This window comes from Catenulispora rubra (assembly GCF_015356825.1).
Lineage (GTDB): Bacteria > Actinomycetota > Actinomycetes > Streptomycetales > Catenulisporaceae > Catenulispora > Catenulispora rubra.
This window is the reverse complement of the sequence record NZ_JAACYW010000197.1, coordinates 1-22,192: the sequence shown is the minus strand read 5'-3', so window position 1 is coordinate 22,192 and position 22,192 is coordinate 1. Positions and strand designations below refer to the sequence as shown.

Sequence of the window (22,192 nt, the reverse complement as noted above, 5' to 3'; positions counted from 1 at the left end):
GTGGGGGGTGCGGGCGGGGATTCCGCTGCCGAGCGGGACCCGGCTCGGGTTGTACGAGCCGCGACATCCGGTGGCCCGCGGCCTGTGATCAGCCGGCGTTCTTCAGCCCGCGCCGGATCTCGTCCAGGATGCCCGGGACGGCGCGTTCGACCAGGTCCAGGACGTGCTCGAAGGCTTCGTCGTCCTCGTAGTAGGGGTCCGGCACGTCCAGGTCCGGGCCGGCCGAGGGGTCGAAAGAGCGCAAGAGTCGGATCTTGTCCCGGTCCTGTTCGTCGCGTGCCAGGGCCCGCAGCTCCCGGAGGTGGCCGGCGTCCAGGGCGATGACGAGGTCGTAGTCGTCGAACCAGCCGCGCTGGAACTTGCGGGCGGCGTGGTCGGAGGTGAAGCCGTGGCGCCGCAGGGTACGGACCGTGCGCCGGTCGGCGGCGTCCCCGGCGTGCCAGCCGCCGGTGCCGGAGCTGTCGACGATCGCCATCAGCGCCTCGTCCTCGATGTACTTGCGCAACACGTGCTCGGCCATGGGAGAGCGGCAGATGTTGCCGGTGCAGACAAAGGTCACGCGGTACGGGCTGCGGGAAGTGGTGTCGGACATGTGATCGATTCTCTCCGGTTCCGGGCGCCGGGAGGAATCGGGGGTCCGGAACGGCCGGAACAGTCTGAACGGTTGGAACGCCCGGTTCGGGACGGGATCGGGTGCTTGAGCGATGAATCGGTGAAGCGGCAGCTCAGGTACCCTGCAGTGCCGCTTCCCGCACTACCTCGGCATCTTCCGCCAGACGGCCTGCGGAACGAGCCGCGCGACGAAGTACGCGGGCCGCAGCGCGCCCGGAACCCAGACCCGGATACGGCGCTTGCGCAGGGCTTTCACCACCGCGTCGGCGACCTGGTCGGGCGTGCTGGACAGCGGCGCGGGGCTCATGCCCTCGGTCATGCGGCCGATGACGAAGCCGGAGCGGACCAGCAGGAGGTGGACGCCGGTGCCGTGCAGCCGGTCGCCGAGGCCGCTGGCGAAGCCGTCCAGGCCGGCCTTGGCCGAGCCGTAGACGTAGTTCGCGCGGCGCACGCGCAGGCCCGCGACCGACGAGAAGACGACCAGATCGCCGTGGCCCTGAGCCTGGAGCAGGGTGGCCAGCACGGTCAGGACGCTGATCTGGGCGACGTAGTCGGTGTGCACGACCTGGATCGCGTGCGCCGGATCGCGCTCGGCGAGCTCCTGGTCGCCGAGGATGCCGAAAGCGACCACGACGACGCCGACCGGCCCGGCGTCGGCAAAGATCTTGGTCAGCAGCTCCGGATGCGCGGCGACCTCGTCGGCGTCGAACTCGACGCGGTGGATCTCGCGGGCCCCGGCCGAGCCCAGCCGCGCCTCCTCGGCCGCCAGCTCGTCGCTGCGCCGCGCGGCCAGGACCACCGTGCGGCCGGCGGCCAGCCGCTCGGCCACCTTCAGCCCGATCTCGCTGCGTCCGCCGAGCAGGAGCACGGCGCCTTCTGTCATCGCACCCGGATTCACGGTCGCTCAGTCTGCCAGGTGCGTGTCGGATCGGGGTGCGGCCGTTCGTGGAAAGGGTGAGAGAAGCGCACGACCATGATCCAGATGCCCGTCAACGGCGTGCTGCAGGGCAACGGCGGACTGCACGAGCTCGACTGCAGGACTGGGTCCGAGCGCGTGGGCGGGCCCGGCCGCTGTTCGACAGTGAGCCGATGGCGTATGTCGACGAGTTCTATCAGCGTGCCGACGTGTTCGCCTCGTATTGGGGAGCGATGGCGAACGAGGCCAGTCCCATCGCGGCGGCACTGAACAGTCGGCGCAAGTACGTGGCTTCCACGACGCTCACCGGTCCGGTGTGGGCGGACACCACGGTTCTGGGCTCCGATTTGGCGGCGGCGGTGCGGGAGCTGAAGGCCCGGCCCGGCGGCGAGCTCCAGCTGCACGGCAGCGGCGAGCTGGCCCGGTGGCTGCTGGAGCACCGGCTGGTCGACGAGCTGAACCTGCTGGTGTGCCCGGTGGTCGTCGGCGACGGTGCGCGGCTGTTCCCGGAACGCGGGCTGGACATGGCGCTGGAGCTGGTCGAGTCGCATGTGTACCCGAAGGGGATCACGCTGCTGGTGTACCGGCTGGGTGGGCGTCCGGAGTACACGCGGGACGTGGTCGGCGTGGACGCTTGAAAAGAATCCTCCGGTCCGTTGTCGGATCGGGGCGGTGGTGTTCGTGGTACAGGTGAGCGGCGGCCTATGAGGGGCGCCGGCGACGTACAGGAGTTGGTCTGAGATGCAGTATCTGGTTTCCGTGCTCTTCGATGCTCCGGGGCGGGCCACCGAGGAGGAGGACGCGGCGATCGACGTGTTCAACGCGAAGCTGATCGCCGACGGGCACTGGGTTTTCGCCGGCGGGCTCGGCGAGCCGGTGAGCGCGACGGTGATCGACAACCGGGGTGCGGGGGCGCCGATCTTCACCGACGGGCCTTATGTCGAGTCGAAGGAGTTCCTGGCCGGGTTCTGGATCATCGAGGCGGAGGACCTCGACGTGGCGCTCAAGCTCGCCGCCGAGGGGTCGAAGGCGTGCAACCGGCGGGTCGAGGTGCGGCCGTTCCTGTGAACGGGACCGACAGCGTTGCTGATGTCAGCGAGGCCATCACCCGCGCGCACCACGAGGAGTGGGCGCGGGTGGTCGCGACCATGGCCAGGCGCTTCGGGGACCTCGACGTCGCCGAGGAGGCGGCGGCCGAGGCGTTCGCGGCGGCGGTCGAGCACTGGCCGGCCGAGGGCGTGCCGCCGAACCCCGGCGGCTGGTTGACCACCACCGCGCAGCGCAAGGCCATCGACCGGATCCGCCGCGAGAGCAAGCGGGGCGACAAGCAGCGGGAGGCTCAGATGGCTCAGATACTGGCGCACGATGATGCACCCGAGCCGCTGGGCGCGATCGACGACGAACGGCTCCGCCTGATCTTCACCTGCTGCCACCCGGCGCTCGCCGAGGAGACCCGCGTCGCGCTGACGCTGCGCATGGTCGGCGGCCTGACCGTCGCGGAGATCGCGCGCGGCTTCCTGGTGCAGGAGACCGCGATGGGGCAGCGGATCACCCGCGCGAAGGCGAAGATCAAGGCGGCGCGCATCCCGTACCGCGTGCCGTCGGAGGAGGACTTGCCGGCCCGGGTGTCGGGAGTGCTGTCGGTGCTGTTCCTGGTCTTCAACGAGGGCTATCTGGCGACCGGCCCGGACACCGATCCCGTCCGCCACGAGCTGACCGCCGAGGCGATCCGGCTGACGCGCCTGATCCGCACCCTGCTCCCGCAGGACGGCGAGGCGGCCGGGCTGCTGGCCCTGATGCTGCTCATCGAGGCCCGCCGCACCGCCCGCGTCTCCGGCACCGGCGAGCTGGTCTCGCTGGACGAGCAGGACCGCGGCGCGTGGGACCGAGCGCTGATCGCCGAGGGGCACCAGCTGGTGCGCGAACGCCTGGCCAGCGGCAAGGCCCCGGGCCGCTACCAGATCCTCGCGGCGATCAACGCGGTGCACACCTCTGCGCGCGACGTCCGGGACACGGACTGGACGCAGGTCGTGGCGCTCTACGACCAACTGGCACGCTTGGATCCCTCGCCGATCGTCACGTTGAACCGCGCGATCGCGGTGGCCGAGGTCGACGGCCCGGAAGTCGGGCTGGCCGCGGTCGACCGGCTCGCCGAGCGCCTAGAGGGCTACCACGCCTACCACGCAGCGCGCGCCGACCTGCTCCGGCGGGTGGGACGGAGCGGGGAGTCGCGGGCGGCTTACGACCGGGCGATCGAGCTGGCGGGGAACACTGCGGAGACGGCTTATCTGGTGCGGCGGCGGGATCAGTTGGCCGGCTGATGCCTGGCGCCATGCCGATCGCCAGTCAGCAGCCGGCGCGCCGGCCGATCAGCTCGCGGGCCCGCTGACCTGCGCAAGCTCCAAAGCCAGCTGGTTCATCAGCTCGCCAGCCTGCTGGCCTGCCCGCGATCAGGCAGCCCCTGATCCCGTCCAGCTATGGCGCGGCCAGAATCTCATCGATCGGCGAGTTCCCGGTCAGCACCACCAGCTTCAGTCCTCCAGCTCCAGCTCCAGCTCCATCGCCAGCCCCGCCACCGCCACCAGCCCCGGCGTCCGGAACATCGACACCCGCGCGATCCGGCCGCCGCGCATGGTCAGCACCTGCACCGACTCCGCGGTCAGGATGCGGTCGTCGCCGCCGGAGTACACCGCGAAGGCCGGCTGGCCGTTGGCGACGATCGGGATCATCTTGCGGTACTTGCCGTGCATGCCGAGGCGGTAGCTCAGCAGCCGGCGCACCATCGCCGCGCCCTGGAACCACATCGGCTGCGGCGGCATCTCGTAGATCGCGTCCTCGGTCAGCAGCTCCATCAGGGTGTCGACGTCGGCCTCCACGAACGCCCGGGCCCAGCGGTCCAGGATCACGCGCTGCTCGGCTTCGGTCGGCTCGGCGACCTCTTCGACGTCCGGGGCCACGTCCGCCAGCCGGGCGCGGGCCCGCTTGAGCAGGCTGTTCACCGCCGTCACCGTGAGTTCCAGCAGCGCCGCCACCTCTGCGGCGCGCCAGCCGAGGACGTCGCGCAGGATCAGCACGGCGCGCTGCCGGGGCGGGAGGTACTGCAGCGCCGCGACCAGGGCCAGGCGCAGGCCCGCGCGGGCGGCGACGACCGAGGCCGGGTCCGCGCCGGCCGTGGCGGAGATGCCGGCGACACCGGTGACGCCCGGCGTGCCGGTCGTCAGGACCGCGTCCGGGAACGGCTGCAGCCAGGTGATCTCCGGCGGGATCGGGCTCAGGTCGCCCTCGGGGTCGGTGTGCGGGGCGCCGATGCCGGCCGGCAGGGGACGGCGCGCGCGGTGCTCCAGGGCGGTCAGGCAGGCGTTGGTCGCGATGCGGTACAGCCAGGTGCGCAGCGAGGCGCGGCCCTCGAAGCCCTCGAAGGAGCGCCAGGCCCGCAGGTACGTCTCCTGGACCAGGTCCTCGGCGTCGTGGATGGAGCCCAGCATGCGGTAGCAGTGCGCGAGGATCTCCGGACGGAAGGGGTCGGCCAGCCGGACGAAGTCCTCCTCGACCCGCATGTCGCTCCCCGCCGTCGCTTGGTTCGTCACCATGGTCATCGCACTCTCCCGGCGCCTCAAGACTGGCACGTTCATGCCCTCGGCGGTACCGACTTGGCCGGACGCCGAAAGTGGGCGCGCCGCACGCGACCAATCCGGGCCGCGGCGGGGGTCAGAACCGGCATGACTACCACAGTGGACACAGACCGGAAGCCGCCGATGACGGCCGCGCAGCGCTGGGTTCTGGCGCTGACCTCGCTGGCCGCCTTCATGATCGCGCTGGACGGCACCATCGTCACCACGGCGCTGACCACCATCCGAAGATCCCTGCACACCTCCGTCGAGGCGCTGGAGTGGACCGTCAGCGCCTACATCCTCACCTTCGCCGTGCTGATGCTGACCGCCTCGGCACTCGGCGACCGATTCGGCCGGCGCCGGGTGTTCGTCGCGGGCCTGGCGCTGTTCACCGCGGCCTCGGCTGCCTGCGGCCTGTCCTCGACCGTCACGGAGCTGATCACGGCGCGCGCCGTGCAGGGCGTGGGCGCGGCGGTCATCATGCCGCTGGCCATCGCGCAGCTCGGGGCGGCGTTCCCGCCCCGGGAGCGGGGCCGCGCGATGGGCGTGTCGGCCGGCATCATCGGCCTGGCCACGGCCGGCGGGCCGTTCGTCGGCGGCGTGGTGGCGCAGGGGCTGGCGTGGCAGTGGCTGTTCTGGGTCAACGTCCCGGTCGGGGTGCTGGTCATGGCCGGGGTGCTGCTGAAGATGAGCGAGTCGCGCGGCCCGCAGGCGCGGCTGGACCTGGTCGGCGTCGGGCTCACCACCGGCGGCGTGTTCGGCCTGGTGTGGGCGCTGGTGCGGGGGAACGACGCGGGCTGGCTCTCGGCCGAGACGCTGGGGGCGCTGGCGGTCGGGGTGGTGCTGACGGTCGGCTTCGTGCTCTGGGAGCGGCGTTCACCGGCGCCGATGGTCCCGATGGGCTTCTTCAAGGCGCGGGCGTTCTCGGCGGGCAACGTCGCGAGCTTCACGATGACCGCCTCGATGTACGCGCAGCTGTACTTCCTGGCGCAGTACTACCAGACCGTCCTGCACTACGGTCCGTTCGGCGCGGGGGTCCGGATGATGCCGTTCACGGCGACGTTGCTGGTGTTCGGTCCGCTGTCGGGGAGGCTGGCGGACCGGTTCGGCGAGCGGCGGCTGGTGGCCGGCGGGCTGACGCTGCAGGCGCTGGGGCTGGCGGCGATCGGCGTGCTCGCGGGGCGGCACGTCGGCTACGGGGCGATGGTGCCGGCGCTGATCGCCAGCGGTGCGGGGGTGTCGACGGCGATCCCGCCGACGCAGAAGGCGGTGGTGAGCGCGGTGCGGCCGGAGCAGATCGGGCAGGCTTCGGGGGCGTTCAGCATGCTGCGGCAGTTCGGGGCGCTGTTCGGGACGGCGGTGGCTGTCGCGGTGTTCGCGGGGTCGGGGAGCTATGCGACGGTGGGGAGCTTTACGCACGGATTCACGGCGGCGATGGAGACTGCGGCCGTGCTTGCGGCCGTCGGCGCTGCGGCGGGGTTGCTGCTGCCGAAGTTGGGGCGCGCGGGTGCCGGTGCGGCGTCGGCGTCGGTTGCGGCTACGGAGCCGGAAGCTGTCGCAGTGCGCTGACGTCAGTGGTGGGGTTGGTGCCGGGCAGCGGGCTGGGTGCGCTGCTCGGTGTGCGGTTGGTCTGTGGTTTTACAGGCGATTTTTACGGCTTCGCCAATGGTTGGATGGCCTCGCAGGGGACGCAGTTCGGTTGAGCGTCGCGGGTTGCGCTGGCGGCCGCCGGTCTTCGCGAACACGACCGCGCACAGGTCCAAGTCTGTGCATGACGCGTTGGCGGGTGGTGGTTTTCGCGTGCAAGACCACGCATGAGTTCGAGTCACTGCGCACACGTCATGTGGGCGGCCGTCTGCCGCGTTTGGTGGGTGCGTTGAGGCCTCTGGCGGGCCTCCTCGACGAGGGGGCGACCCGCGCGACCTGCTTGATGCCGCCGGTCCGCGACTGTTCGGCTTTCTATCACGCTGTTGCCTGCGCTGCGCTGCCTGCTGGCGGTGCTGCTTGTGGTCGCCGAGGTTCTGGGTCCCTCGCCGCGTCATCGCCGTAAACGGAACCAGCCCGGTTTGGCGGAATCAAGCCGCACCCCTGCTGCTGTGGTCCAGCTCCGTCCGGCTTGACACCGCCAAACCGGGCAGGTTGGCTGCGCCCGCTGACGCGGCGAGGGACCCAGAACCAACACCCCGCATGGTCCGGTCGGACCCACGAACGACGTGCCCGGTCCGCCTGGCGGCACCGGAACACGGTTGTGGCCGGTCCGAACCCCCGGACCGGCCACAACCAGCGGCGACATCGGCGATACCCGCGCCGTGCGCCCGCGCAGAGGCGAGGGCGATAGCCCCTTACTGCCCGTTGCCCTGCGCAGCCTGCGAATATCCTTCGTACTGGTTCATCTCGCGGTCGTAGCGTGTGGTCAGTCCGTGGCCGTAGGCGTCCCAGAAGGTCATCCGCTGGCCGTGCACGGTGGTGTGCGTGCCGCCGTAGATGGTCTGGTCGTAGTTGATGCGGGCGTCGTGGAACTGCTGCTGGAACTGGTCCGGGGTCAGCTGCTGGAGGGCTGCCATGTTGTCCGCCGTGACTGAGCGGGCTGAGGTCACCGGGGTGTCGCCGCTGGCCATGGAGTTCAGGATCGCGCGGGTGCCGCCGATGCCGCGCATGTGGGCGCTGGAGGCGATGGCGGCGCGGATGCCGGGGTCGGTGAAGTCCTGGGCGCCTGCCTGGTCGGCGTGCTGGCTGAGGAGGTTCGCGACGACGGCCTGCTCCTCGGGGCTGCCCTGGCCGTACTGGTTGCGGGCGGCCATGATCTGGTCGTAGCCGTTGTGCATGCTCTGGCGGAAGCCGTAGACCTCGGGGACGCCGCCCTGGTTGCCGCTGGCGCCTTCGGAGTGCATCAGGCCTGTGACGAAGCCGTTCGGCAGCGCCTGGTGCGTGCCGGCCGCGGTGGTCGTGGCCGCCGCGGCCGGCACGGTCGGGGTGTGGGCCGGGGTGGCCGCGGGGGTGACAGGGTGCTGCGCGGCGGGCTGCGCCTGTCCGTTGGTCTGGCTGCCGTTGAGCGACAGGCTCTTGTAGCTGTCGGCGGTCTTCTGGTCCAGGGCGTTGTAGTCCTTCAGCACCGTGTTGATCGCTCCGGTGAGCGTCTCGATGAAGCTGACGACCTTGCCCAGGCTGCCGGTCAGCTGGCCGTGCAGGCTGTTGTTGGCGCTGCCGACGGCCGAGCCGATGCCGGCGAAGCTCATGATGTCCAGGACCAGGGTCTCGATCTCGCCGACGACCGAGTGCGAGCCCCCGGTCACGGACTGGAGCTGGGACAGCGCCGCCTGCACTCCGGGCGTGGAGACGGTGAACGGCGGGAGCGAGCTGCTCCCGATCTGGCTGGTCATGAACGCTCCCTGTCGAGGTCGTGAGTAGGACTGCCGGCGAACGGATCCGGCGGTGGTGGCCGCCGCCTCGGCGGCGGCCACCGGCCGTGACTACAGATCGCCGCCGATGACACCGGGGGAGACCGGGGCGCTGGCGCCCCAGACGTCCTCGGTCTCGACCAGCCACGCCGGGATGCGTCGGTTGGCGTCGCCGCCGCCCCCGGCCATACCGCTCATCGGCATCATCGGCATCATTCCGCCGCGGCTCGCGGCGGCCGCCGCCGCGCCGCCGGCGCCCAGCACGCCGCCGCCGAAGGTGTTGGCCACCTGGGCTTCCGTGGCGGTGAGGTTCCTCGCCGCGTCGGCCGCCGCGCTGGCCGCGGACGGGTTCGCGCTGATGCCCTTGATCGGGCCGATGCCGCCGATGCCGCCGCCGCCCGCGCCGGCGCCGCCGAACTTGCCGGCCAGGTAGCGCGAGCCGAGGACGCCTGCGGTGTCCACCGCGGCGTGCTTGGACGCGTCGTCCTTCGAGCCGTTCGGGTTCGCGACCGGCGTCAGGCGGCCGGTGATCGGGGTGTTGCCGGTGTTCAGCTGGTTGTTGTTCTGCCCGCTGAGCATCCAGTTCTGCCCGACGGTGCCGGAGGTGGCGAACTTGCCGCCGGCGGCCGCCGCGGCCGCCGCCAGGCCGACCGTGAACATGTCGCCGAACAGCGATTGCGAGCCCTGGTTCTGCTGGCCGGGCGCCGTCGGCTGCCCCGGAATCTGGTTCTGGGTGCCGGTCTTGGTGTCGGTCAGCAGGATCGGGACGCCGTTGCCGTTCAGCAGCACCGGCGGGGAGTCGGGCCCGAGCCCGTTGCCCGGGCCGGTGCCGTTCACCGACGGCGTGGCGCCGCCGGGGGTCGGGGGGAAGCGGTTCTGGGCGACCACGTAGCTGTCGGCCAGGGTCCGCATCACCGCCACCGCCTGCGCGTGCGCGGCGCTGGAGGCGCTGACCGCGGCCTGCTGCGCCTGCACCGCCGACACCGCGCGGGCCTGGTCGGCCTGCATCTGCGCGGCCGCGGCCGGCGAGGTGGTGGCGTCGATCGGCAGCGGGGTGGTGGCCAGCGCCAGCGTGGTCGGCGGGACCACCGGCACGTCGACCGGGGCCGGCATCGCCGCCCGCGCCGCGGTCAGCGAGTCGACCGCGTCGAAGGTCAGGTCCCGCATCTGCAGCGAGGTGTCGGCGACCTTGCGCAGGCCGGTGACCAGGTCGTTCACCATCCGCTTGTACTCATCGGAGGCGGTACCGGTCCACTCCCCGTCGAAGTGCCGCAGCCGGCCCTCCAGGTTCGAGGCCTGCTCGTGCAGCATCTTGCCGGTGGCGTCCCAGGTCTGGGCCTGGGTGGTGCCGGAGGCCGGGTCGCTCTCGAACAGCATCTGCGACAGCTGCGGCAGCGTGTACTGGTTGAAGTCGGTGACTCCGTCGGAAGTCGGAGACGTGGTCACGGACGCGTTCCTCCTTGCGGGGAGCCGGGGAAGGTGGCGGTCCAGGGGGCGTCCTGGCTCGGGGCCGGCGGCGGCGTCCACAGCGAGGAATCAGAGCCGCTGTCGAAGGAGTCGTCGAAACCCGCGCCGCCGGAGGTGTTCGTGGCCGGCGGCTGGTTCGCCTTGGACTTGCCGGCGACGCCGAGCAGCGCACCGCCCAGCAACGCGCCGGCGACCGGCACCGCCGTCAGGGGCGTGCCGGGGAAGGGTCCGCTGGTGTTCTGGTTCGGGACCCAGTTCGGGTTGGTCTGCGTCGACACCGGAGTGGCGTTGACCTGGTTGCCCTGGTTGTTCTGCGTCGGGTCGCTGTACGGGTACTGGTGGTTCTGGTTCTGGCCGCCGTACTGGTCCCCGCCGCCCCACTGGTTGGAGACGGGGCCGCCGCCGTACGTGTTCTGCGGCGGGCCGCCGAGGGCGTAGGCGATGCCCTCGTCGGCGTTGCGATAGCCGTCGGCCACTGTGCCGGTGACGTCGCCGGCGAACGCGATCGCCTGTTTGACCTGCCCGAGCAGGTTGGACATCTCCTCGATGGCGGCCTGTTCGCCGGCACCCAGGGACCAGGCCTCGTGGAAGGCGCCGTACTGCGGCGGCGTCGAGGACATGGCGGCGAGGTGGTCCATCGGGGCCTGAAGGCTCTGGATCTGCGTCGTGAACTCGTCGGCGAAATCAGTCAGCGACTTCAGGTGGATGGAGAAGGACTGTTCGGGCGAGGGCTCGGACATCGCTCACAGCTCCTGGTGGATTCGTCGGGGCTGGTGGGCCCGGACCCGGCCGCCGAGGCGGCCGGAGCCGTGGGCACGGCCGACGGGAGGGGGGGTCCCGCCGGGGTTGGGGGGTGCGCCGTGCCCGACGGCGGTCCGGTCAGGCGAAGTAGCTCGCGTTCTGGTTCTCCAGCGAGTACTGCAGGTCGTGGGCCTCGTTCACCTTGGCCGAGAACTGGTTGATGGTGGCGATGATGTCGTTCGTCGCCGCGCGCAGCTTGGTCTCGGCCTGGTCGGCCGCGACACCCGCGGAGGAGCCGGACTCCACCCAGGTCTGCTTCATCGGCTGGAGCGTGCGCAGCAGCTCCTCCAGGTAGGAGGTGAGTGCGGCGGCCTTCGCGGACAGCGAGCCGGCGCTGGACTGCAGCGCACCGAAGTTCACGCTGATCTGATCGGCGGTCATGTCTGTGAGATCCCTTCTGGTGTCGGTCGGTGGTGGAAGATCAGACGCCGCCGAGGCGGGACAGGACGCTGTTGCTGTTGCCGGCGCTGCTCGCCACCTGACGCAGCGTGTCGGACACCTGCTGGTCGCCCGCGCCGTAGTTCTGGAAGCTCTTGTTGACCAGGTCCGACATGACGTCGATCTCGCGCGAGGCGACCGTCATCTGCTCCTGCAGCTCCGTGTGCAGGTTCCAGAAGGCGATGGCCTGGCTGCCCTGGTACTGGGCCAGGGTCGAGGTCAGGTCGTTCTCCAGGTCGGACATGGTCTTCTTCGCGTTAGCGGCGCACTCCGTGAAACCCTGGATCGCCTGCGTCATCGCAGCGGCGTCGCTCAAGAAACCGGGACCGGCCACGAGGGCCACCTCCTTCTGTCTGGCTGTCTGGGAACCCGTGGGTCGGGGGTGGCCGGAGCTTCCTCCGGCCGATAACCGATACGTTAGGGAATCTGTGCACTACCACCACACGGCACAACTGCCGGTCGTAGCGACGGCACAAGTACCCACGCGAGAGGCGCGGGACCGTCAGCACTCTTATCCGCTGCCAGAACCACGCCGCTCATTCGCCTTCTGTTCCTGTTCAGTTCTGCTCTTGCCGCCTACTTGGCCGGCGGCGTCCACGCCACCTGGGCCTGCCCCGGCGCCGAGCGCCGGTGCACCAGGATCCCGCGCCCGGGAGGCTGCGGCCCGGCCTTCACGGTGCCCAGCAGCGGCCCCTCGTCCTTGCTCCCGGACATCACCAGGCCCGGGGAGCCGAGCTCACGCATCCGTTGCAGCACCGGCTCGAACAGGCCGCGTCCGGCGCCTCCGGCGCCGCGCGCGACCACCAGGTGCAGGCCGATGTCGCGGGCCTGCGCCAGGTACTCCAGCAGCGGCTGCAGCGGGTTGCGGCCCGGGATCGCGACCAGCTCGTAGTCGTCGACGAGCACGAACAGGTGCGGGCCCTGCCACCAGCTGCGGTCGCGCAGCTGCTCGGGGGTGACCTCCGGGCCCGGCAGCCGGCGGCGCATGGCCTCGGCGAGGTTGCCGACCAGGTCCACGGCCGCCGGTTCGGCGGCGGCGTAGCCGAGCAGGTGGTCGCCGGTGACGGCGTCCAGCATCCCGCGCCGGTAGTCGATGACCGCGATCGCGGCCTGCTCGGGGGTGTAGTCGGCCATGATGCCGGCCGCGATGGTGCGCATCAGGCCGCTCTTGCCGCTCTCCACGTCGCCGAAGGCGATGAAGTGCGGGTCGGCGTCGAAGTCCGCGTACACCGGCTGCAGGTCGGCCTCGGAGATCCCGAACGGCACGGCGCGGCCCTTGCGCGGCGTCGGCAGCAGGGCCCGGACATCGGCCGGAGCGATCTCCGCCGGGAGCATCCGGACCTGCGGTGCGGCCGGTCCCGTCCAGGCCGCGGCGATCCGCTGGACCAGGTCCGCGGTGCCCGCGCCGACGGTCTCGGCGGAGGTGCCGCCGTCGATCCGCGGCAGCGCGGCCAGGAAGTGCAGCTTGTCCGGCGTCAGGCCGCGCCCCGGCCGCCCGGCCGGGACGTTGTTCGCCGCCCGGCGGTCGATCAGCGATTCGCCGGGGTCGCCCAGGCGCAGCTCCAGCCGGGTGCCGATGATGTCGCGCATGGCCGGGCGCACGGTCATCGCCCGGCCGTTGGTGATGATCACGTGGATGCCGAAGCCCAGGCCGCGCTGGGCGATCGCGGTGATCGGCTCCTCCAGCGCCTCGTAGTCCGCGCGCAGCGTGGTCCAGTCGTCGATGACCAGGAAAACGTCGCCGAAGGCCCGGCCGTCCAGGGCGTAGGCGGCCAGCTCCGCGCGCCGGGCCCGGAACGCCGCCGCCGAGTCCACCGCGGCCTGCGCGAACAGCTGCTCGCGCTCGGCCAGCAGCGCGGTCAGCTCGCCGACGATGCGGCGCACGCGCTCGCCGTCGCGCCTTGTGGCGTACCCGCCGACGTGCGGCAGGCTGCTGACCGAGGACAGCGCGCCGCCGCCGGTGTCCAGGATGAAGAACTGGACCTCCTCCGGCGTGTGCGTCAGCGCCAGCGAGCTGATCAGGGTCCTGACCATGGTGCTCTTGCCGCTCTGCGGGCCGCCGATGATCATCGCGTGCCCGGCGGCTCCCGACAGGTCCACCCACAGCAGGTCCCGGCGCTGCTCGAACGGCTTGTCCACCAACGCCAGCGGCACCGTCAGCCGGCCCAGGCCGCCCCAGCCGGCCGGGCACAGCCCGCGCGCCGGGTCGACGGCCAGGTTGGTCAGGATGGCGTCCAGCGACACCGGCTCGTCCAGCGGCGGCAGCCAGATCTGGTGCGCCGCCGGGCCCTTGCCCACCAGAGCGGCCACCATCGCGTCCATGATGCTCGGCCCGCCGCCGCCGGCCGCCGGGGTCAGCAGCTCGGCCGGGTCCGGCTCGGCGGCGACCGGCGGGGCCGCGTTGTCGACCACCCGCTCCAGCGTGAACGGCAGGATCCGGCGGTGCGCGTTCCCGGAGCCGCCGGGGCGGCGCGCCGGCATGGGGCCCGAGACGTAGGCCGCCTTGAACCGCAGCAGCGTCTCGGTGTCCGTCTTCAGATACGCCGACCCCGGGACCGACGGCAGGTGGTAGGCGTCCGGCACGCCGAGCACCGCGCGGCTCTCGGCCGCCGAGAACGTGCGCAGACCGACCCGGTACGACAGGTGCGCGTCCAGTCCACGCAGTCGGCCCTCCTCAAGACGCTGCGATGCCAGCAGCAGGTGGATCGCCAGCGACCGGCCCAGGCGGCCGATCATCACGAACAGGTCGATCATCTCCGGCCGGTTCGACAGCAGCTCGCTGAACTCGTCGATGATGACCAGCAGCGCCGGCAGCGGCTCCAGGTCCGCCCCGCGGTCGCGGGCCCGCTCGTAGTCGCGGACCGAGGCGTAGTTGCCCTTCTCCCGCAGCAGCTCCTGGCGCCGCAGCACCTCGCCGTTGATGGCGTCGGCCATGCGGTCGACCAGGGTCAGCTCCTCGGACAGGTTGGTGATGACCGCGCACACGTGCGGCAGCCCGGCCATGCCGGCGAACGTCGCGCCGCCCTTGAAGTCGACCAGCGCCAGGTTCAGCGTCTCGGAGGAGTGGGTCGCCACCAGGCCGGCCACCAGGGTGCGCAGCAGCTCGCTCTTGCCGGAGCCGGTCGCGCCGATCACCAGGCCGTGCGGCCCCATCCCGTCCTCGGCCGCCTCCTTCAGGTCCATCTCCAGCGGCCGGCCCTCCGGGTCCAGGCCGATCGGCACCCGCAGCCGGTCCCGCGCCGAGCGCGGCAGCCAGGTGCGGGCCACGTCCAGCTCCTCGGGGTCGCCGATGCCCAGCAGCTCCGGCAGGCCGAAGTTGGCCGACATCGGGGAGGACGCGGCGGTCGGCGCGCCCTGGTAGGCCCCGGCCAGCCGGCGGGCCAGCGCCTCGGCGGTGGCGGCGTCCATCACGTCCGGGTTCCCCAGGAACTCCAGGTGCCGGTCCTTGCCCTCGCCGACGACCATGCCCATGCGGTCGCCGCCGACGTGCAGCCGGCCCTGGTACGGCCGGGCGATCGGGGAGGGCTCGGGGCCGGCCAGGTCGATGATCGTCACGCCCTGCAGCCCGGACAGCGGCGCCAGCGTGGTGTCGCCGAAGGTCCGGCCGCCGTCCACCACCACCAGCAGGTGCGGGTTGTCCGTGCTCGCCCCGCGCCCGGAGCCGAACGACGGCCGCGTCCCCAGATCGCTGCCCAGCAGCTCGGCCAGAGTCCCCAGGTCGCCGGCGGCCAGCCGGGCCGGGCCGACCGCGTCGGAGTTCGCCGGCTGCGCCTGCGCGTGCGGCAGCCACTTGGTCCAGTCCCAGGTGGCGCGGCTGTTGTCGGCCAGGCACAGCGCGATCTTCAGGTCCTCCGGGGAGTGGAACGTGGTCAGCTGCGCTATCAGGGCCCGGACCAACGGCACGGTGGTGTCGCGGTCGCCGCTGACCGAGACCGAGGCGAACGCCCGCAGCGACAGCGCCACCGGCAGGTCCGCCACCGTCATGTAGGTGCGGATGAACTGCCGCAGCGAGGCCGAGGACACCGGGTCCAGGTCCTCCAGCGGGGCGGTCTGCGGGGCGCGCAGCGGGGTCGCCAGGCGCTGCGGCCCGCGGCCGACCCGGGCGTGCCCGAAGTCGTCGTCGGTACGGCGCCGCTCCCAGGCCCGGCCCTGCGCCACCCGCAGCCACAGGTCGGCCGGCTCCGGCCGGGTGACGGTCAGCGTCGCGCGCTGCGCCGCCGCCACGTCCCGCACCTGGCCGCGCAGGGCCGCCAGGTACCGGTGGTAGTCCCGGCGCTCGTTGTTGATCTGGGCCTTCTTCTGGGCGCTGCCGCGGGTCAGCGACATCAGGATCATGCCGATCATGGTGCTGCCGTACAGGGCGCCGAAGACATACGTCATCGCCCCGCCCTTGCCGCCCATCGAGTAGAACGACATGGCGCCCATGCCGAGCATCATCGGCAGCATGAACATCAGCTGGTTGAGTCCCGCGCCCGAGCCCTTGGCCAGGACCGGCGGAGCCTGCAGCTGGATCTCCCCGTTCGGCGACCCCGCACCCCGGCGGTCGGTTCGCGCGGGCGGGGTCAGGGTCGTCGGCATCACCGCTAGGTCACTCCCGCAATCCTTGGTTCCTCAACATGCGCGCTCAATGTACGGGCACGGGGGCTAAGGACAGGTGGGTACTTTTGCCGTCCACCAGCTCCGGGCCGCCGTTCTAGCCTGAAGCTCGATCATCGACGACCCTTGTGACTTCCACCCCCGACTACCAGGCAGGCGGTGCGACATGTTCGTGATACCGAACTCCAGCGCTATGGACGCCACCGCGATGGGCGGCGGCCCCGGCACCTTCGTGGCCCAGATAGCGACCGGCTCCCCGGAGAGCATCGAGAAGCTCGTTGCCCAGCGTCTCAAGCAGGCTGAGCAGTTCCTCTCGCTGATCAACCAGGCGCGGACCGCGACCCAGACCCTGGAGAAGGCCTGGGGCGGGCACGCCTCGGAGACCGCGGCGAAGAAGTTCACGGACACCCTGAACTCCTTCGAGCAGATCGTCAAGGTCATCCAGGTCTCCTCGGACCTGCTCACCACCTCCAGCACCCTGATCAAGGCCGCCCAGACCGGGTACACGACCGTGGTCAACGCGGTGAACCCGACGGTCCAGGCGCTGGCCTCGAACTGGTGGACCTACTGGGCCGCGGTCTCGCTGTCCACCTCGGTCAGCGCCGCGCTGCGGGCCTTCATCAACGGCATCGAGGCCATGCTCTCCGCGCTCGGCGGCGGCCAGCTGATGCAGGAGGTCACCGCGGTCATCAAGATCATCGGTGACATCGAGAAGCTGATCGGCTCCGGCTCGCACGGCACCCAGGTCCCGCCGTCCGGCTCGTTCAGCGGCCCGTCCAGCACCGGCTCCAACAACCAGCTGAAGGCCCCGCCGCAGATCGCCAGCACCACCGGCCAGAACGTGGCCAACAGCGGCGGCCAGGACCCGTCGCTGGCGCAGACGATGAGCCAGTACCAGCAGAAGATGAACAGCGGCATCGGCACGCAGTTCCAGAACGGCGGCGCGCAGAACGGCATGCCCAGCGGTGGCGGCGTCCCGTACACCCCGCCGCAGGTGCCGGTCGGCAACGGTGCGACGATCCCGGGCCAGAACCAGACCCAGAACGGCCAGCTCCCCAACGGCCAGTTCCCGAACGGTCAGTTCCCGAACACCCAGATCCCCAACACCCAGATCCCGAACCTGAACCAGTTCCCGCAGGGCCAGTACCCGACCAACGCCCAGTACCAGTACCCGCCGCAGCAGTCGGTGGGCAACGGCCAGAACAGCGGCTGGAACGCGGTCAACCCGCCGGCCAACTCCGACACCCCGGTGGTCGCGCACCCCACGACCCCGACGCCGAGCACGCCGACGACCCCCACCACGCCGACGACCCCGAGCACCCCGGCCACGCCGACCACCCCGGCCGGCGACATCACCGTCACCACCACGTACGACGGCGTCAGCACCACCGTGACAATGCCGGTCGGAACGCAGACGGATGTCACCCTCGTGGACCCGACGAATGGCAGCCAGGTGCACGAGCACATCTCGGCCGGCGTTTCCTGAGAATTCACAGAACGGGCCGTGGCGAAGGCGGAGTGAATAGCCCATGGAAAGCATCGACTTCTCGACCAATGTGAATGCGCTCATGGAGCGTATTCGCGACCAGCAAGCGGATATCGAGCGCATTCAGCGTGAGCTGGAGGTGATGGAGGTCGTCGGCGCCAGCCGGGACGACGAGGTCCGGGTGACCGTGCGCGGCAACGGCCAGGTCGTCTCGGTCGACATCGACGAGAAGGCGTATCGCGAGAGCGACGCCTACGAGCTCGGCCAGCTGGTCAAGGAGGCGGTCAACGACGGCCTGCAGCGGGTCGCCGAGGCCGGCAGCCAGAAGTTCAAGCCGATGATCGACGCGGCCCAGTCCGCACCGGGGAGCTGACCGTGGCGGGAAGTCACTCGGCCGGCGGCGCGCTGACGATGACCTCGTCGGCGCCCGCCGGCGAGGCCGGGCCGAACCGGATGACCTGGGCCCGGCGCGCCACCGTGGTGAGTCCGCGGGCCCGGGTCGACGTGGCGCTGCCGGTGCAGGCCACGTTCGCCGAGCTGGTCCCGGAGCTGGTCCGGCTCTCCGACGCGCAGCGGCACACCGGCCCCGGCCACACCGGCTGGGTCCTGACCCGGCTCGGCGGCTCGCCGCTGCCGCCGGAGCTCACCGTCGCGGCCTCCGGGCTGCGCGACGGCGACGTGCTCTACCTGGTCCCGCGCGAGCGCCAGGGCGCGCCGCTGCTGTTCGACGACGTCATCGACGCGATCGCCAGCGCCTCGGAGAACTCCGACGGCGCCTGGCGGCCGAGCACCGCGCACCGGGTCGGCGTGGCCGGCGGCGCGGTGGCGCTGGCCGGCTCCACGGCGCTGCTGTTCGCCCTGCTCTCCGGCAAGGTCGCGGCCCCCGCCGCGGTCGGCGGCGCGCTGGTCGTGCTGCTGGTGGCCGGCGGCCTGCTGGCGCGCGTGGTGCACGACCGGCGGGCCGCGATCGCGTGCGTGGCCGCGGGTCTGCCCGGCGCGGTGCTGGCCGGTCTGTCGGCGGCCCCGCCGCACCGGCTGCTGCCGCTGCACGGCGGTTCGGCGGCGCTGGGGCTGGCCGTCCTGGCCGCCTACGGCGCGGCGGCGATCGTCACCGTGAAGCACTACTCGGCCTGGTTCGGCGCGCTGGCCGGGGCGGCCGCGCTCGGCGGCGCCACGGCCGCGGTGGTCGGGCTGGCGGACGTCACCGCGGCGCACGCCGGCGTGGTGCTGGCCGTGCTGTCCACGGCGCTGGCCGCCGGGGCGCCGATGCTCTCGATGCGCCTGGGGCGGCTGCCGCTGCCGCGGGTGCCCTCGGACATCACCGCGTTCCGCGAGAACGAGGAGCCGACGCTCGGCCCGGACGTGCTGAACCAGACCACGACCGCGCAGCGGATGCTCACCGGCCTGCTGGCCGCGCTCGGCCTGTCCGCCGTCGCCGGCTCCGTCTCGGCGCTGAAGGCGCCGGGGACCTGGCCGGTGGTGTTCGTCAGCCTGCTGAGCGTGGTGTGGATGCTGCGGTCGCGCTCCTACACCGACACCGTGCAGCGGGTGCTGCTGGTCGGCAGCGGCCTGGCCTCGCTGACCTGGCTGGCCGGCTCGCTGGTGGTGCGGCACGAGGAGTCGCTGCTGCTGGCCGGGGTCTCGGTGCTGGCGCTGGCGGGCCTGGGCTGCTTCGTCTACGCCCGGCACGCCGGGCAGGGCCGGCACTCGCCGTACTGGACCCGGTTCATGGACGTCGCGGAGTTCCTCAGCGTGGTGGCCCTGCTGCCGATCGCCGGGGTCGCGCTCGGGGTGTACCAGCACCTCGGGCACATCAAGCAGCACTGAGTACCCACCCTCGAACACTGACAGACGGGGCACGGCGGCCGCGCCTTTCGGGCGGCGCGGCTGCCGAAATCGGGCCCTGACCAGGACGTCGTCCTGGTCAGGGCCCGATGTGTTCCGCTGTCGGTTCTCAGTGGTGTCAGTGGTGGATGATCTCAGTGGTGGATCGCCAGCGGCATGGTCCGCAGCACGAACTCCTGCTGCCGGCCGTTGGCCCGGATCGCCGGGAACGGCGGCCGCAGGCTCTCGGCGTCGACGCCGGCGATCCGCAGCGCGGCCTCGCTGCGCACCCGGCCGCGCGCGGTCCGGCTCAGCGTGTACGAGGCGCAGGTGAACGCCGCGCCCGGGGTCCAGCGGCCGAGCAGCGCGGCCGGGTCCAGCGCGCGGTGCGGCTCGTAGCAGATCTGCCGCAGCGCCCCGGCCGACCAGTCGCGCCAGGTCTCCAGGACCGTCGGCGGGGCCGGGTCCGCGCCGTGCAGCGCGACCATCAGCTCCTGGCCGAGCTCGGCCTGGTCCAGCGCGTCCGCGCCGTAGCCGGCCTCGTCCAGCCGGGCCACCAGGCCCAGCGCGGCGCTGGCCACGGCGCGCGCCGAGCCGAGTTCGCCGCCGCCGCGGGCCAGGGCCGCGGTCGGCGCCTGACGCGGGCGGTAGCGCAGGGCGAGCCAGGTCACGCGCATCGGGGCGAGCTGCTGCGGCTGGTGCTGCTGCTGGGAGGACTGCGAGCCTTGCGATGCCGATGCCGATCCGGAGTGCTGCGCCGGCTGCTTTCCCGACTGCTTCGCAGGTTGCTGTCCCGGCGGCGGGGTGGCGCTGGTGATGGCCTGCATGGTCATGGTCTCGGACAGGTCCGGGGAGGGCATGGCGGTCAGGCTCTGCGTCTCGGAGAGGTCCGGCGACGGCAGGTTGGGCAGGTTGGGCAGGGTGGGCATGGTCGCCAGGCTCTGAGTCTCGGACAGGTCCGGGGAGAGGGCGTGCCGCGACGACTGCTGGCTCTGTCGCCCTAGCTGTCCTTGTTGCCCTTGCTGCGCCTGCAGCGCCTGCTGGGACTGCGTCTGGAGCGGGGCCTCGGGCGGCGCCGCCGTCCAGACCACCAGCTGCGCGCTGGCCAGCGGGATCGTGGTGCCCGCGTAGGCCGCCTTCAGCACCTCGATCAGGGTCCCGACATGCGGGTCCTCGGTCGTGCGCAGCCGCACCGCGGAGACCCAGCCGCCGTCGGTGGCCGCCAGGCCGACCCGGTTGCCGGCCCGGTCCACGTACTCGCCCAGGCCCAGATCGGGCAGCAGTGCGGCCAGCGGTTCGGCGGCGCCGCTGCCCGATCCGTCCTTCTTGCGGCGCGTGTTGACCCGGCGGTACCGGTAGCGGCCCTGGGTGTCGGCCCACTGCGCCAGATGCCGGCCGCGGAAGCGCACGGAGGTCAGCCCGACCAGCGCGCCCGCGCCGGCGTAGGCCGTGGCCTCGGTCGCGGTGGAGTGGCCGTACCCGGCGGCCGCGGCCAGCGCGGCGGCCTCCCAGGCCACGGTCTGCCAGCCGCGGACCGGAGCGATCCAGTCCAGGGCCGCCGCGCCGCGCGGCACCGTGGCCGGGTCGGGCACGGCCGCGGGGGAGACGGCGGTCGGGATCGGGGGAGCGGAAGCCATGATCTCGGCCGCCGGCGCGGCGTGACTGCTCATCGCGGACACCATATTTCTTCGAGCCGGCGGGAAAACGGACGACAAACGCCTGTCGGCGCCCACCGGAGACGCCGTCGGGAAATCGACGCGAACCGGCCCCCGCATATGCTTTTGGCGCCCGCTTATCATACGTATACTGGCTCCGGTTCGTACAGCGCTCCAGCCGTACTCCAATGGCGGAAAACGTCGCGGCGGGCCACTCGATTTTCCGATCACGAGAAATACCGGGGCGCGCAGTGTGGACTGAGCGGGACCAGATCCAGGCGTACCAGTTCCTCCGACGGCGGCTGGTCTCCGCCTTGGTCACCTCCGACCCCAACCACCCGACCCCGCCGCACCGGCGGCTGGTGATGGGCACCGTCCTGGGCGCCGTGGCGACGATGCTCACGGCGGCCGGCTTCGGGGTGTCCGGGATGATGGCGCCCAGCCCGCCCCCAGACTGGCAGCACACCGGCCTGGTGATCCTGGACCAGAACGGCGGCGGCCGCTACGTCATGGACAACAGCGGCGTGCTGCACCCGGTGACCAACCTGGCCTCGGCGCGCCTGCTGGCCAACGGCGTCAAGACCGTCTCGGTGCAGTCCAAACTGCTCCGCAACGCCCCGCGCGGCGCCACGCTCGGCATAGCGAACGCCCCTGACATGCTCCCGGACGCGACCAACCTGATCGGCGACGCGGATCCGGTGGCGTGCTCGCGGGCGACCTCGGACATCCCCAAGGAGACCGGCCCGGTCGCCGCGCTGCTGCTGGCGCACGCCGGCGACGGCACCGCGACGCTGAGCACCCTGGTGCCCGTCCCCGACGGCCGCGGCCTGCTGGTGCAGACCCCGAAGGGCGACCGCTACCTGATCACCGGCGGCCTGAAGTACCGGATCGCCGACGACAACGTGATGACCGCCCTGGGCTATCAGGCCGCTTCGATCCTCCCGGTCGCGGCCGCCTGGCTCAACGCCGTGCCCTCGGGCCGCGACCTGGCGCTGATGGCGGTCCCCGGGGTCGGCGCCGCCGGACCGCGCGTCGGCAACGTCAGGCGCAAGGTCGGCGAAGTGCTCACCGTGAACAACGCGGTGGCGGGCAAGACGCTGTACTACCTGGTCCGCGCCGACGGCCTGGAGCCGATCCCGCAGATCGAGGCGGCGCTGATCGTGGCGAACAACGCCAACGCCGCCGCCTACACCGACGGACCCCAGGCGCCCCGCCCGGTCTCGGTCTCCGACGCCACCGCGGTGTCCGCGAGCCCGGCCGGCGACGACGCCAAGGGCTACCCGGCAGGCGTCCCGGCCCCGGTCGGCGCCCTGGGCAACAGCACCGTGGTCTGCGCCACCGGCGACGGCACCTCCCCGTCGGAGATCGCGCTCGGCATCGCCTTCCCC

The 22,192-nt window shown here is 72.0% G+C and carries 18 protein-coding genes; 8 read left to right on the top strand and 10 right to left on the bottom strand.

The genetic code is table 11. From position 1 onward, the window contains the following. Nucleotides 1–88 precede the first annotated feature (88 nt). Nucleotides 89–592: a low molecular weight protein-tyrosine-phosphatase gene (locus tag GWK61_RS37365; protein WP_194916427.1), complete on the bottom strand. Its 504-nt coding sequence runs from the start codon at nucleotides 590–592 to the stop codon at nucleotides 89–91. Nucleotides 593–754: 162 nt separating this feature from the next. Then, on the bottom strand, nucleotides 755–1,495 hold the full coding sequence (dprE2, locus tag GWK61_RS37360) for a decaprenylphospho-beta-D-erythro-pentofuranosid-2-ulose 2-reductase (protein ID WP_194916426.1): 741 nt from the start codon (nucleotides 1,493–1,495) through the stop codon (nucleotides 755–757). Nucleotides 1,496–1,701: 206 nt separating this feature from the next. Between dprE2 and GWK61_RS37355 the strand changes: the two genes are divergently transcribed. From GWK61_RS37355 to GWK61_RS37345, 3 genes are all read left to right on the top strand, one after another. Further along, nucleotides 1,702–2,166 carry a dihydrofolate reductase family protein gene (locus GWK61_RS37355; RefSeq protein ID WP_228563574.1) on the top strand — a complete coding sequence of 155 codons (465 nt, stop codon included), beginning with the start codon at nucleotides 1,702–1,704 and terminating at the stop codon, nucleotides 2,164–2,166. Nucleotides 2,167–2,269: 103 nt separating this feature from the next. Next, entirely contained in the window at nucleotides 2,270–2,596 is a 327-nt protein-coding gene (locus tag GWK61_RS37350; protein ID WP_194916425.1) for a YciI family protein, read from the top strand. After that, nucleotides 2,593–3,849 (top strand): RNA polymerase sigma factor, encoded by a 1,257-nt coding sequence (locus tag GWK61_RS37345; protein ID WP_323747927.1) that lies wholly within the window; start codon nucleotides 2,593–2,595, stop codon nucleotides 3,847–3,849. Before GWK61_RS37350 ends, GWK61_RS37345 begins: the two co-directional genes overlap by 4 nt. Nucleotides 3,850–4,059: 210 nt before the next feature. Here the strand turns inward: GWK61_RS37345 and GWK61_RS37340 are convergent, their stop codons facing one another. After that, the gene (locus GWK61_RS37340; protein WP_228563573.1) at nucleotides 4,060–5,124 is read right to left on the bottom strand and encodes a sigma-70 family RNA polymerase sigma factor; all 1,065 of its coding nucleotides are present in this window, start codon (nucleotides 5,122–5,124) and stop codon (nucleotides 4,060–4,062) included. A 123-nt stretch (nucleotides 5,125–5,247) separates the two neighbouring features. Between GWK61_RS37340 and GWK61_RS37335 the strand changes: the two genes are divergently transcribed. Continuing rightward, nucleotides 5,248–6,708: an MFS transporter gene (locus tag GWK61_RS37335; RefSeq protein WP_228563572.1), complete on the top strand. Its 1,461-nt coding sequence runs from the start codon at nucleotides 5,248–5,250 to the stop codon at nucleotides 6,706–6,708. A 773-nt stretch (nucleotides 6,709–7,481) separates the two neighbouring features. On the opposite strand, the gene GWK61_RS37330 is transcribed toward GWK61_RS37335, so the two are convergent. The 6 genes from GWK61_RS37330 to eccCa all read right to left on the bottom strand — a co-directional run bounded on the left by GWK61_RS37330 (nucleotide 7,482) and on the right by eccCa (nucleotide 15,821). Next, entirely contained in the window at nucleotides 7,482–8,519 is a 1,038-nt protein-coding gene (locus tag GWK61_RS37330) for a hypothetical protein (protein WP_194916423.1), read from the bottom strand. A gap of 90 nt (nucleotides 8,520–8,609) precedes the next feature. After that, the gene (locus GWK61_RS37325) at nucleotides 8,610–9,983 is read right to left on the bottom strand and encodes a WXG100 family type VII secretion target (RefSeq protein ID WP_194916422.1); all 1,374 of its coding nucleotides are present in this window, start codon (nucleotides 9,981–9,983) and stop codon (nucleotides 8,610–8,612) included. Continuing rightward, nucleotides 9,980–10,744 (bottom strand): hypothetical protein, encoded by a 765-nt coding sequence (locus GWK61_RS37320; protein ID WP_194916421.1) that lies wholly within the window; start codon nucleotides 10,742–10,744, stop codon nucleotides 9,980–9,982. The genes GWK61_RS37325 and GWK61_RS37320 overlap by 4 nt, the downstream gene beginning before the upstream one ends. 139 nt (nucleotides 10,745–10,883) lie before the next feature. Further along, nucleotides 10,884–11,186, bottom strand: a complete 303-nt coding sequence (locus tag GWK61_RS37315; protein WP_194916420.1) for a WXG100 family type VII secretion target — start codon at nucleotides 11,184–11,186, stop codon at nucleotides 10,884–10,886. Between the two features lie 40 nt (nucleotides 11,187–11,226). Further along, nucleotides 11,227–11,577 carry a WXG100 family type VII secretion target gene (locus GWK61_RS37310; RefSeq protein ID WP_323747926.1) on the bottom strand — a complete coding sequence of 117 codons (351 nt, stop codon included), beginning with the start codon at nucleotides 11,575–11,577 and terminating at the stop codon, nucleotides 11,227–11,229. Nucleotides 11,578–11,819: 242 nt separating this feature from the next. Next, on the bottom strand, nucleotides 11,820–15,821 hold the full coding sequence (gene eccCa, locus GWK61_RS37305; RefSeq protein ID WP_194916419.1) for a type VII secretion protein EccCa: 4,002 nt from the start codon (nucleotides 15,819–15,821) through the stop codon (nucleotides 11,820–11,822). 184 nt (nucleotides 15,822–16,005) lie between these two features. Here eccCa and GWK61_RS37300 point away from each other — a divergent pair, with 184 nt between their 5' ends. From GWK61_RS37300 to eccD, 3 genes are read left to right on the top strand one after another with little or no spacing between them, the layout of a single operon-like run. Beyond that, nucleotides 16,006–17,325: a hypothetical protein gene (locus GWK61_RS37300; RefSeq protein ID WP_194916418.1), complete on the top strand. Its 1,320-nt coding sequence runs from the start codon at nucleotides 16,006–16,008 to the stop codon at nucleotides 17,323–17,325. A gap of 43 nt (nucleotides 17,326–17,368) precedes the next feature. Further along, nucleotides 17,369–17,698 (top strand): YbaB/EbfC family nucleoid-associated protein, encoded by a 330-nt coding sequence (locus GWK61_RS37295; RefSeq protein ID WP_194916417.1) that lies wholly within the window; start codon nucleotides 17,369–17,371, stop codon nucleotides 17,696–17,698. Nucleotides 17,699–17,700: 2 nt separating this feature from the next. Then, on the top strand, nucleotides 17,701–19,152 hold the full coding sequence (eccD, locus tag GWK61_RS37290; RefSeq protein ID WP_323747925.1) for a type VII secretion integral membrane protein EccD: 1,452 nt from the start codon (nucleotides 17,701–17,703) through the stop codon (nucleotides 19,150–19,152). A gap of 152 nt (nucleotides 19,153–19,304) precedes the next feature. Here the strand turns inward: eccD and GWK61_RS37285 are convergent, their stop codons facing one another. Continuing rightward, a complete protein-coding gene (locus GWK61_RS37285; protein ID WP_194916416.1) occupies nucleotides 19,305–20,819 on the bottom strand; it encodes a type VII secretion protein EccE in 1,515 nt (504 codons plus the stop codon). Between the two features lie 236 nt (nucleotides 20,820–21,055). Between GWK61_RS37285 and eccB the strand changes: the two genes are divergently transcribed. After that, nucleotides 21,056–22,192, top strand: a 1,137-nt coding sequence (gene eccB, locus GWK61_RS37280) for a type VII secretion protein EccB (protein WP_194916415.1), incomplete at its 3' end; no start/stop codon positions are given.